9 protein-coding genes are annotated in these 12,591 nt (G+C 46.5%); 5 read left to right on the top strand and 4 right to left on the bottom strand.

Annotation, left to right across the window (positions count from 1 at the left end):
• Window positions 1-60: 60 nt before the first annotated feature.
• Window positions 61-1,491: a phosphotransferase gene (locus K6V21_RS20250; RefSeq protein WP_224319679.1), complete on the bottom strand. Its 1,431-nt coding sequence runs from the start codon at window positions 1,489-1,491 to the stop codon at window positions 61-63.
• Window positions 1,492-1,573: 82 nt separating this feature from the next.
• Here K6V21_RS20250 and K6V21_RS20245 point away from each other — a divergent pair, with 82 nt between their 5' ends.
• Complete coding sequence (locus K6V21_RS20245) at window positions 1,574-2,929, top strand: cobyrinate a,c-diamide synthase (protein WP_224319678.1); 1,356 nt, start codon at window positions 1,574-1,576, stop codon at window positions 2,927-2,929.
• Between the two features lie 12 nt (window positions 2,930-2,941).
• Complete coding sequence (locus tag K6V21_RS20240; protein ID WP_224319677.1) at window positions 2,942-3,547, top strand: cob(I)yrinic acid a,c-diamide adenosyltransferase; 606 nt, start codon at window positions 2,942-2,944, stop codon at window positions 3,545-3,547.
• Here K6V21_RS20240 and K6V21_RS20235 read toward each other — a convergent pair.
• From K6V21_RS20235 to K6V21_RS20225, 3 genes are all read right to left on the bottom strand, one after another.
• Window positions 3,544-5,988, bottom strand: coding sequence for an ABC transporter permease (locus K6V21_RS20235; RefSeq protein WP_224322073.1), 2,445 nt, complete (start codon window positions 5,986-5,988; stop codon window positions 3,544-3,546). The two genes, K6V21_RS20240 and K6V21_RS20235, sit on opposite strands and share 4 nt — an antisense overlap.
• Before the next feature lie 32 nt (window positions 5,989-6,020).
• Entirely contained in the window at window positions 6,021-7,010 is a 990-nt protein-coding gene (locus tag K6V21_RS20230; RefSeq protein ID WP_217716268.1) for an HlyD family secretion protein, read from the bottom strand.
• A 117-nt stretch (window positions 7,011-7,127) separates the two neighbouring features.
• Window positions 7,128-8,528: a TolC family protein gene (locus tag K6V21_RS20225; RefSeq protein WP_224319676.1), complete on the bottom strand. Its 1,401-nt coding sequence runs from the start codon at window positions 8,526-8,528 to the stop codon at window positions 7,128-7,130.
• A gap of 350 nt (window positions 8,529-8,878) precedes the next feature.
• On the opposite strand from K6V21_RS20225, the gene K6V21_RS20220 reads away from it, so the two are divergent.
• The 3 genes from K6V21_RS20220 to cbiB all read left to right on the top strand — a co-directional run bounded on the left by K6V21_RS20220 (window position 8,879) and on the right by cbiB (window position 12,577).
• Window positions 8,879-10,405, top strand: coding sequence for a cobyric acid synthase (locus K6V21_RS20220; RefSeq protein ID WP_224319675.1), 1,527 nt, complete (start codon window positions 8,879-8,881; stop codon window positions 10,403-10,405).
• Window positions 10,398-11,432, top strand: a complete 1,035-nt coding sequence (locus tag K6V21_RS20215) for a threonine-phosphate decarboxylase (protein ID WP_224319674.1) — start codon at window positions 10,398-10,400, stop codon at window positions 11,430-11,432. The genes K6V21_RS20220 and K6V21_RS20215 overlap by 8 nt, the downstream gene beginning before the upstream one ends.
• 167 nt (window positions 11,433-11,599) lie before the next feature.
• Complete coding sequence (cbiB, locus tag K6V21_RS20210; RefSeq protein ID WP_224319673.1) at window positions 11,600-12,577, top strand: adenosylcobinamide-phosphate synthase CbiB; 978 nt, start codon at window positions 11,600-11,602, stop codon at window positions 12,575-12,577.
• The last annotated feature ends 14 nt before the right edge of the window (window positions 12,578-12,591 follow it).

Here is a 12,591-nt window from a genome sequence, read left to right as displayed (position 1 = left end):
ACGGAGCAGGTACGGAGTTGGTACGGACCAGATACGGAGCGGATTATTAGGAGATAGCTTTTAGCTTTTCGCCTTAAACGTCTGTTCAATGTTCTGTTCCCTATGCATCAGATTTACTTGTACTCCGAATTTCCGGTTCAGATGTTCCGCAAGGTGTTGTGCTGAATAAACCGAACGGTGTTGTCCGCCTGTGCATCCGAAACAAATGGAAAGGTTCGTAAATCCACGTTCCATATATCGTTTCACGGAAGCGTCTACCAAGCCGTATACATGTTCGAGGAACGTGGTTATTTCCCCGTCGTCTTCCAGGAAGCGGATGACAGGTTCATCCAGTCCGGTGAAAGGTTTGTAACGGTCATACTTGCCGGGATTGTTCACCGCGCGGCAGTCGAATACGAAACCACCTCCGTTTCCGCTGGAATCTTCGGGAATGCCTTTCTTATATGCAAAGCTGGTAACTTTCACAACAAGACGGCGTTTCTGTAAATCGTCAGTGAACTGTTTCAGCTCGGTAAGTTCTTTCAATACATGGCAGAGGTACGGATATTCGGGATACGGTTCCTGTAATAGCTGCCGCAGGTTTTCAATGGCAAAGGGTACACTCTGAATGAAATGTGGTTTCTTCTCAAAATAACCACGGAAACCGTAAGCACCCAGCACCTGCATAGTACGGAACAATACGAAATGGCGTAATTGTGCATAGAAATATTTCTCGTCCACAGGTTGGTATTTACACAGGGAATCCAGATATTCTTTTAAAAGCTCTTTACGCAAACTATCGGGATAATTCGCCTTGGCTTGCCACAGGAAGGAAGCCACATCATAATAAACAGGACCTTTACGTCCGCCCTGGAAGTCGATGAGCCATGGCTCGCCTTCTTTAATCATAACGTTGCGGCTTTGGAAATCACGATACATGAATGTGGCCGAACTGCTACGCATCAATACGTCCGCCATTTTCTGGAAATCATCTTCCAGGCGGTCTTCCTGAAACTCCATTCCGGTAGCTTTCAGAAAACAGTATTTGAAGTAATTCAAGTCCCATAAGATACTGCGGCTGTTGAATTCCGATTGTGGGTAACAGTATGAGAAATCCATTCCGTCTGCACCGGAGAACTGTACGGCTGGCAACAGGCGCATGGTCTTGCGCAGAAGCTGCTTTTCTTCTTCATCGAAGACACTGGTCTTGCGCCCTTTCTCGATGGCATTGAACAGGAGAGTGTCTCCCAGGTCTTCCTGCAGATAAAATGCATCGTTATCACTCTTTGCTACAACTTGTGGCACGGGGAGTCCTTTCTTGCGGAAGTGATCTGCCATATAGAGGAAAGCCTGATTCTCTTCGAGGGAGGTTCCGCTGACACCGATAAGGGTAGGGGTGCCCGTAAGGCGGAAGTAACGGCGGTTGGAGCCGGATGAAGGAAGTTCTTCAATAGCTTCCGGTTCGTGTCCGGTATACGTACAATATAATTTCTTGAGTTCTTCAGTAATCATAGTAATTTACTTTTATTTGGGCAGCTAAGGTAAGAGTTTTAGGGAATATATACTACCTTTGCGGGAAATAAATCTGTGCGGTATGATAAGAAATATTCCCCAATTTCTGATAGCGGCGCCTACTTCGGGCACTGGAAAAACCACTGTCAGCCGATTGCTGATGACGTTATTGACGCAGAAAAAGCTACGTGTGCAGCCCTATAAGTGCGGGCCGGATTATATTGACACGAAGTATCATGAACAAGCCTGCGGACTTCCGTCTTATAATCTGGATCTTTTTATGGCTTCCGGGCATCATGTACGTAAGGTATACAATCATCACGCAGTAGATGCGGATGTCTGTATTATAGAAGGTATGATGGGAATATTTGACGGATATGACCGTAGTAAAGGCTCGTCGGCAGAAATAGCAAAGGTACTTCATCTGCCCGTGGTGCTGGTGGTAAATGCTAAATCGGCGGCCTATTCATTGGCGGCAATGATAAAAGGGTATATGGATTTTGATCCGCAGGTGGAGGTGGCAGGTGTCATTTTCAACCAGGTGGGCGGTGACCGACATGAAGAGATGCTGCGTGAAATCTGCGAAGATCTGAATATTCTTTGTTTCGGATGTTTGCGGAAGTATGATGTGCTGAAAGAAGAAAGTCGTCATTTGGGATTGGATTTTAGTCGGAAAGGGAAAGGAAGTATCACCAAAACAATGATGAAAGAATTGGAACATCAACTGGACATTGAGTTATTGCTGGAGATGACAAGACGGAGTGTGAATATTCCTGATAAACCGGAGAGAAGAAAGAGACCGCTTGCCAATATGAATATATGGATTGCCCGCAATAAGGAGAGTTTTTCATTTATTTATGCAGAACATCTGGAGTGGTTGAATTGGTTGGGGAAAGTTACTTATTTTGATCCGGAGGATAATAGCGTGGTGTTACCGGATAATGTGGATGTGCTCTACCTGCCCGGAGGCTATCCGGAGAACCGTGCCAGGCAACTGAGTGCGGCAAAGAATGTGATGAACTCCATCAAAGACTATATAGAGCGAGGTGGATATACACTGGCAGAGTGTGGGGGGATGATGTATCTTACATCCGTTTTGATAACAGGTACTGATACCCGTATGGAGTACAATATGGCGGATGTACTGCCCGTCAAGGTATCCGCATTTAAGGGTGATATGCGTCTGTCACTGGGATATAGGAGCTTTGAATTGAGAGGTATGAAGATACGTGGGCATGAGTTCCATTACTCACAGGTCATTGAATCGGATGAGGAACTAATCTCGGCAGCACAGGTATATAATGCCAAGGGACAGCCGGTGAATACACCGGTCTATCACTATAAGAATCTGATTGCAAGTTATACGCATTTATATTGGGGCGAAACAGGATTCATGGGACTGTTTGAACCGGCCCCGGGAGATCCGGTTTTATTCTGAAATTTTAGTGTCATGAGAAAGATTTATACCAGAACGGGAGATAAGGGAATGACAAGTATCCATGGTGGAGAACGTGTTCCGAAGGATGATATCCGTATAGAAGCTAACGGCTGTATTGATGAATTGAACACTGTAATAGGCATTGTCAGGTCATTGCTGCCGGTAGATGATGTTTGGCAGGAATTGTTGCATGATATACAACGTGAGTTAATGGTAGTGATGAGCCACGTTGCTACTCCTTCCGCATTGCGGGATGCAGATCCTGAACGTCCGGGGAGCGGTAATCCGAACCCACTGCATGCGGCAGAGATGACTGTGCAGTGCGAACAGGCTATGGACGCTATGATGCTCCGGTTGGAAGATAATGGCTATTTCCTCTTGCCGGGAGGTACGCAGATTTCAGCGCAATTGCAATTTGCCCGTGCCGTGGCACGTCGTGCCGAACGGCGGCTCTGGACTCTGAATCGGGAGGACTCTGTACCGGAAAATATCCTGCGTTTTATCAACCGTCTTTCTGATCTTTTCTTTGTCATGGCACGCATGGAGATGCAGCGACAAGGATGGGACGAGGAACGATGGCAAGCGTTTGCTTATAAGAGAAAGAGGAAACAGACTTAATGCCTGAAATAGAATACCTTCTTTTTGAAGACCCACAGGCTCAACAGGAAGTATACTATAACTTGTATCCATAGTGTTATCATTTCCGGACGAATATCCGCCAGGGTTCCTCCCATTGAATTCAATTTGACAAAAGCCAACACGGCAGGGGCTGCCGGAACTACATAGTGTGCTGCCTGCCAGTACCATGGCATCAGTTCAAGCGGGTAGGAAACTCCGGACAGAAAGATATATCCTACGGAGAAGAAAGCAATCATCAGCAGGGGAGCTTCAGAATCAGTGAAGTAGCGTGATGCCGCCAACCCGAAGAAACTTGTCCCTAACAGGAAAGGAATCATCATCGTAATAATATCCCTGCCATTTCCTATATTGGGAATACTGAAAAAGTGAGGAAGCAAGCCTAACAGGAATAAGGCAAAGACGAAGTAAAGCATAACGTAAACGAAAGTTCTTCCGGAAATGTTATATAATGCTTGTCGCCAGGCGGAACTATCAGAATTCTCTTCCTTCCGGGAGGTTGTTCTCCCCCGACTAACGGGGGAGTTAAGAGGGGGTAAGTACCCGTAGGGGGAGGTGGTAGGTAAACGTTTTCGTTCCGCCTCTTCTCCTGTCACCATTCCTATCACCATCAGCAGTGTCTGAAAAATAATGATAATCATAACAGCGGGAATGAGGTATGAACCGTATCCTTCGGTATAATTATATAAGGCTGTACCCGACACGTTTACAGGTGCCGATGAGGCTACTGCCAGCAGTCCCTGAGGAGGTAAGAATACAGCACCTTCTGCACGATGCGCATCGTTTACGGCAAGCATCACACGGGAAGAAGCTTCTTGTAGATTCTTAAAATTCAAGAAAGCATCCGTGGAGGCATAAACGGTAAAGACTGATTGTTCACCGCGACCGACGCGGGCATCAAAGTCAGCGGGGAGGTAAAGAATACCATCTACTTTACTCTGTTTCAGCCATTCTTTTGCTTCAAGATAGTTCGGAGTCAGTGCATAGACTGATGCCTGTGGGGTGGCATTGAGCAGACGGATATATTCGCGGCTGAGGGCGGAATGGGAATTGTCGACGATGGCAACCGGTGTTTTCCGCACAAGGTTGGGAGCATACATTAAGTTATATAAAAGTCCGTAAGCGAAGATGCCTCCCATTAGTACTAACAGTATAGCCGCATTGGTGCTGATGGAGCGCCATTCGCGGAAAATGACAGTTGCTATTGAGTTGTGAGAAGTATTGTGTACGCGGGGAAGCGGTGTTTCATGCTCACAAATACTAAGTTCTTCCTTATCCTTCAGAATCCAATGTTTCAATCTGGGTAGTATCAGTAGCGCCACCAACGGAAAAAGCCAAAGTATGGCTGCCGATTGCCAGTAATACCCGAATCCCGAATCAAAATAGAGCATGGATTGTGCTATTTCCGTGAAATGACGGACAGGAAACAGGTAGGATGCGGCATGTACGGGAGGGTACATACTCGTCACTGGGAAAGTGACTCCGGAGAGTGTGGCACCGAGTGAACCGACCATGGATACAATACTGATGATATAAGCTATCCGTGGAAAAATAGAGAAGATGAACACGGCAAGTGCCTGTGTGGCAATAATAAAGAGTATTGTCATAAGGTTCATCATGAGCAGACTTCCATGGAAGGGGATGTGCAGTACACCGTATAGAATATAGTTAGCCAAAATACCGATTACGGAGAAGATGAAAGTATAAGGCAATAACTTCCCGACAACTGCTGTGAGGATATTTCCCCGCGCTGTTGTCAGCCACTCCTGTGCTGTATGGAACTTCAATTCACTACCTATGATATAAACCGTTATCAATAGAATAAGTATCTGGAACAAGACATAGAAGAAAGGCTGGCTCAGATAAATGGAGTAATCGAGGTCAGGGTTATAAAGAGGGTGCATACTGGATTGCACGGGTAGGAGAAATGTGGTGATTTGCTCCTGGCTGACTCCCAAAGAGACGGCTTCCATAGCAATGGGAGAGAGGGCGACAGGTGCCAGTGCCGTTTCAAAAGCTGCCATCAGTTCACTACCTACGGAAAGAAGGGCATAATGATAATAATAAGAGAGTGTGGCATCCATTCCTGTCGTAGCCCGTTGGGTAAAACCTGTGGGGATGGACAAGTAACCATAGATTTCTTTCCGTTGCACGGCTTGTCGGGCGGCTGTTTCATCGGTGAAGTGCCGGGTTACTTTGAAGGTTGGTACAGCGGAGATGTTTCGTACTATTTGCCGGGATGTGGCGGTGTTATCCTGGTCGACAATGCCGATAGGGATATTCTCCATTTGTCCGCTGCCGAAAATGGTTGCCATGAAGAACAGGCAGAACAGGGGCAGCACGAGACATACCCCGAAATAAAGTCGGCGGGAAGTCATGCGGCGAAGTTCGCGACAGAGTACGTTATATAATGGATGTTTCATCATTCACAAAGTTATTTCAATGATTACACATATTAATCATTTATGGTCAATAGCACTGACATGCCCGGACGCAATCCTTCTACTTTTTGGGTAGGACGGGCGTGTATCTCAAATGTCTGCATGTCATAGCTTCCTGTCTGTTTGGTTGATTTCCAGGTGGCAAAACTACCCAGCGGACTGATATAATAAATACGGAATTCCACATCTTTCTTGCCGATAGCCGGGACTTCCGCACGGAATGTACCGTCCATTTTGAATTGGGGCATCAGATCTTCGCGTATATTGAGTACAACATGTGCATCGTTCATAACGACCAGATTCATAATAGGAGTACCCGGTGCCACAAGCTCTCCGCGTTTAGGAAACAGGGTTGCAATCTGTCCGTCTTCCGGTGCTGTCAGGCGCGAATCGACAAGGAGGGCGGAAACTTCATCCACCGTGCTTCGCGCTGCGTCTACCATGCTTCGTGCCGATGCACGGTCCTCACTTTGCGCACCGTCTACTGCCATCTGATACTGTTCGTAGGCGGCACGTTCGGCGGCTTGTGCGGCACGGTACATGGCTTCTACTTCGTCCTTTCGTTGCGAGGTGACAACACTGTCTTTGTACAGTGTCAGGATGCGTTGGTAGGTTGTTTGCGCTAAGGTCAGGTCACTCTTGGTTTTATTCCAGAGTTGCCCGGCAGTGGCAATGATTTGTCGGCGGGTACCGGCATCGATTTTCTTATTCTGTTCCTGGGCAACTTGTTCCAGGGCATTTACTTGCCGGTATTTGGCTTCTATCGTCGGACTATTGATGACGACAAGTGTATCACCTGCCTTTACCCAGTCTCCTTCACGGACAAGGAATGAGTCTATACGTCCGGGAAGTTTACCGCTGATACGGATTTCGGTTGTTTCTATCTGTCCTTGGAGCACAAGGGGCTGATGACTCATGAGTAACATTCCCAAGAGAGAGACTAATATAGTGATTGCCAATATGATGACAAATGCGATGCTGATGCTTTTTTTTGATAGTTCCATAATTGTTATATTTTAATGAAGAATGAGGAATGAAGAATGAAGAATTACCTTGCCGCATGCTTGCATAGCGCAGCCAAATTCTTCATTCATCATTCTTAGTTCTTCATTCTTAGTTCTTCATTTAACAGCGTAGCTGCTGAATTGTTCCGGTGTACCACAAAGTGCCAACAGGTTCATTAGTGTTACATCATATTCATAATAGGCCGCCAGGCGGGCTACCTTAACGGTGGCAAGCATGGTTTCGGCATCTATTACCTCGGTACTGGTTGCCATGCCTTCAGCAAAGGATTTCTTACGAATTCGTACAAGCTCTTCACTCAGGGCAATGGTTGAGTTGAGTGCCTGCACATTATCCTGTGCCTTTTGCAATCCTGTGTACAGCTTGTCTATGCCTACTGAAAGGTCATCTTGCGCCTTATCTTTTCCCAAAGCAAGAGTTTGCTCGGTAATTTTCGACTGGCGGATACGTTTCTCCCTTGCCAGTCCGTCGAAAAGGTTCCAGGTGAAACCTACTCCGACAATCGTGCGTGGCACGAGGTTGCTCTGTATCCCATGGGCGTAAAGCGTCTGTTTGCCGAACAGGGCGATGTCAGGCAGATAGCCACTTTGGTCTATCCGTAATTGTTGTTTGGCAATGCTTTGTTGTAGTGACAACTGGTTCAGGATATAGTTGCCCGAACGCATAGTCTGCTGAAACTCCTCTTTTGCCGGGAGTGTGGAATTGATAAAGAGAGGAGACGTAGGCTCAATCTTGCAGGTATCCTCCTGATTGAGCAAGGTACGTAAAGCACTTTCCACGACTGTAACTTCTTTCTGTGCGGCTTCCAGTGCCCGCCAGGCTTCGTCCATATTCACTTGTGCAAAGAGGCGTCCGGCCTTGTCGATCATTCCGGCTGCTTCAAGTTTGAGGGCATTTTCATAATGCTGTTTCAAACCGTTATAAGTGTCCTGACGGACTGCTGCAACTTCCCTGGCGAGGCTGAGACCGTAATAGCTTTCTGCCAATAGGGTTCGTTGTGTGGCATCTGTCTGTGCACGGTTTTCCCGGGCAAGGTCAATCATCCGATTTCCGATTTTGCCTGCCCGTATACGCTTTCCACCGGAAAAGACCACCCACTCGGCTGTTAAGCCTACAGTAGTCAGATTGCGGGGAGCAAGAGGAAAAGCAAGAGTGTAGCTACCTATCTGATCCAGTATTCCGCTAATGAATTTATCGTCCGGCAGGATGCCGTGTACAAAATCCTTTGCCGGATCTGTGAATTGGGATAGGGGTTGTTTCACTTCTATCTTTTCGGACATGTGGACATACGTACCGGCTCCCTGTAGGCTCGGATACCACAAAGCATTCAGTTTATCCCGCTCTGTGCGGGCTGTTTCAATACCTTTATCCGCAATCTTCAGGCTTTGATTGCCTTTTTGCAGCATTTGTAGGGCGTCGTCGTAGCTGAGGGAGAGTTTCGTTTGCGCCGTCACAGATAGGCTCGCTCCCAACAGGACGATCAATAAAATATGTTTCATACGTCAAGTTGTTGGTTTAGGCTCGTTTATCTCAAACACTCGTTCGTTTCTATTGTTCAATGGTGGCATGAAAATGGAAGCTTCTTTTTGTTCGGATAATTACCAAGACCGTTGAATACCTATTCTACAGATCGTTGAATACCTATTCTACAGACCGTAGAATACCTATTGCCAAATACCTCGTAATTGGCGGCACCCATAAAGCTGCAAGCTACGTGCTACAAATGCCTTTCGGAATATAGCGCAGCCACTTGTAGCTCGTAGCTCGTAGCTCGTAACTTTTTCATGCAAGCATGAAAGTTCTACACTCGATTTGCATTATCTTTGCCCTCTCTAAAAAACATTTTCTTATGGAGAAACTTCATCCTATTATGTTTGCCGGTACCGGTAGTGATGTAGGCAAAAGCATCATTGCCGCGGCTTTCTGCCGTATTTTCCGTCAGGATGGCTATCATCCGGCACCATTTAAGGCACAGAATATGGCACTTAATTCCTATGCTACACCTGAAGGGCTGGAAATAGGTCGTGCCCAGGCTGTTCAGGCCGAAGCGGCAGGAGTCCCCTGCCATACGGATATGAATCCGTTGTTGCTGAAACCCTCTTCCGATCATACTTCACAAGTGGTACTTAACGGACGTCCCATCGGTAACCGCAGTGCCTATGAGTATTTCCGTGTTGAAGGCCGTGAAGAGTTGCGTCACGAGGTTTGTTCAGCTTTCGACCGTCTTGCCACCCGTTATAACCCCATTGTGATGGAAGGCGCCGGAAGTATTTCCGAGATAAACCTCCGGGATACGGATCTGGTAAACCTGCCCATGGCCCTGCATGCCGGAGCAGATGTGATCCTCGTAGGAGACATTGACCGGGGAGGAGTCTTTGCCAGCGTCTATGGTTCGTTAATGTTGCTGCGTCCTTACGAAAGGGAACGCATCAAAGGCATACTAATCAATAAATTTCGTGGGGATATCCGCCTGTTCGAATCCGGAGTAAAGATGCTTGAAGAACTTTGTGACATTCCCGTGGTAGGCGTTGTTCCTTATTATAAAGATATTTATATCGAAGAAGAAGATTCGCTGGCCCTTGCCACGAAATCCGTGCAGACAGAGCAGGGTAAAGTAAACGTAGCGGTTGTATTGCTGCGCCATCTCAGTAACTTTACCGATTTTAATGTGCTGGAACGCGATCCCCGGGTGCACCTTTTCTATACGAATAACGTAGATGAATTGGCGAAAGCCGATATCATCCTGTTACCCGGCAGTAAGAGCACCCTTGCCGATTTGCACGAATTGCGTCGTAATGGTGTGGCACAAGCCGTGATACGTGCCCATCGTGAAGGCGCCACCGTTATGGGCATTTGCGGCGGCTATCAGATTATGGGACAAGAAGTGTGTGATCCTGACCATGTGGAAGGAGAAATAGAACGTTTACCCGGTTTAGGACTTCTGCCTGTCAGTACACACATGACGGGAGAGAAGATTACCCGGCAAATAAGATTCCACCTTTCCCCTGTTGCAAGGGAAAACAGCCATTTGTCTACTGACGGAATGCAGGCAAATCTGGAAGGTTACGAAATTCACATGGGTACCACCGTTCCTGTTTATGATGCGCCGGTTTCCCCTCTGAATTTTCTGGAAGATGGCGGTGCAGACGGTTATTTCCTGGATCGTACCTGTATAGGAACCTATATCCACGGTATTCTTGACAATCCCTCATTCATCGACTTCCTTCTGGAACCTTTTGCCGACAAGATTGCCGATGCGGGAAAATCTTTCGATTATCATCAATTCAAAGAAGAACAATACAATAAACTGGCCGACCATGTGCGTAGTCATGTTGATCTGCCACTTATTTATAAAATACTGACAACTCATGATTGAAGGACACGGAGATGATTCCTATAAATTCGAGCGGCCTATAACGGTCAATTTCAGTTCCAATGTGTATAATCGTGTAGATTTATCCGGACTTCAGGCTCATTTGTGTAGCTGTATCAGCGGTATTTCTTCTTATCCGGAACCGGAACCTTATACTCTGGAAGGTCGTCTGGCAGAGAAGTATCACCTTACGGCCACCTCTGTTTGTGTGACGAATGGTGCTACAGAAGCTATTTATCTTATAGCACAAACTTTTCGTGGTACTAATACAGCCATTCTTCAACCTACATTCAGCGAGTATGCTGACGCTTGCCGCATGCATGGTCATCGGGTGACGTCACTCTATAAGCTTCCGACAGCAGAAGCCAATTATCTCTTACCGCCTGATATCCGTATGCTATGGCTTTGTAACCCTAACAATCCTACCGGTACGGTCATAGAGAAAACTTATCTGAAAGAATTGATTACCCGTAATCCGCAGGTTTGTTTTGTCATCGACCAGTCTTACGAGTTCTTTACTGTACAGCCTTTGTTTTCGCCGGATGAAGCAGTCAACTTTCCGAATGTCCTGCTGCTTCATTCCATGACGAAACGCTATGCTGTTCCGGGTTTACGACTGGGATATATAACTGCTGGCGAAGGTTTGCTCAGTCGTTTGCGTACTCATCGTATGCCTTGGTCTGTCAATCAGTTAGCTATTGAGGCCGGAATCTATCTGCTGGCTTACGACGTTCCTAATCCCTTGAATATTTCTGTTTATTTGCAGGAGACGGCTCGTTTACGTCATGCTTTGGAGAACTTGGGCGGTCTTGAGGTATGGGAGACGGAAACTCACTTTATGTTGGTTCGTCTTCGTATTGGCAAGGCTTCCGCTCTCAAGAATTACCTCGCCAATGAACACGGCATACTAATTCGCGATGCTTCCAATTTTGAAGGTCTGGATGAACATTTCTTTCGTATCGCTGCCCAGACAGCTGAGGAAAATGACCGGCTCGTACAGGCTATAGAACAATGGTTTGCGACTTATTGATAATACATATCTGTGCAGAAATAAGTTTTCACCACAGAGTAACACAGAGTATCACGGAGTTCTATTCTTTTGATTTCAAATTGATTAAACTCTGTGAGACCCTGCGTTACTCTGTGGTGAATTAATTCATAACCCGATAGAAAAGACTCCAATTATATGTTATCACAATGGAAAATATTCTTCTTATCTTAAACACCGTATTTGTCCTCAGCCTGCCCTTGCTTGCTGCCTGGTTGCTTGACCGCTGGCTGGGAGATCCGGCTTGGTTGCCTCATCCTGTAGTTGCATTCGGAAAGATGATTTCATTCTGCGAACATCTGTTGAATAAAGGTTCAAAACGAGGACTAAAAGGTGCTTTCGTAGCTATTGTTCTTGTTCTTGCCGTTTATTTTGCGGCATACTATCTATTTCACTGGATAGCGTCATTTTCTCCGGGATTACTTCTGGCGCTACAGATACTTACCATCTTTTTCTGTCTGGCAGGTACCACACTTATCCGTGAAGTTCGTATGGTATTCGAAGCTGTAGATCGTTCGTTGGAAGAAGGCAGGAAGCAGGTAGCTCGTATAGTCGGTCGTGATACTTCCGGACTTTCTGCACAGGAAGTACGTACGGCAGCACTTGAAACACTTGCAGAGAATCTGAGTGATGGAGTAATTGCTCCCCTATTTTGGTATATGTTATTAGGTATCCCCGGTATGCTTGCCTATAAGATGGTGAATACTCTGGATTCCATGATTGGCTATCGTAACGAGCGTTACTGTGCTTTCGGCTGTTTTGCCGCCCGCCTGGATGATGTCTCCAATTATATTCCTGCCCGTCTGACAGCTTTTCTCATGACACTTGCTTGTCTTCCCCGAGGCCGGTTTGGGACTCTGTTGAGATTCGTCGGAATATATGGCAGTCAACATGCCAGCCCGAATTCCGGTTATCCCGAGGCTGCTCTTGCCGGTATTCTGGATTGCCGTTTCGGAGGTCCGCACAATTATTTCGGTGAAGAAGTCTGGAAGCCTTACATCGGTAGCAATGATCGTCTTTTAACTACGGAAGACATGAAAGTAGCTGTTCGTATCAACCGCCGTGCCGAAGGAATAATGATCGTAATCCTGATAATAACTACTACTTTGGTCTCTTTTTTCATTTAGTCATTCACAATTTT

The organism is Bacteroides cellulosilyticus (genome assembly GCF_020091405.1).
Classification (GTDB): Bacteria; Bacteroidota; Bacteroidia; order Bacteroidales; family Bacteroidaceae; genus Bacteroides.
The sequence above is the reverse complement of the archived record's forward strand: the minus strand, read 5'-3'. Positions and strand labels throughout refer to the sequence as shown.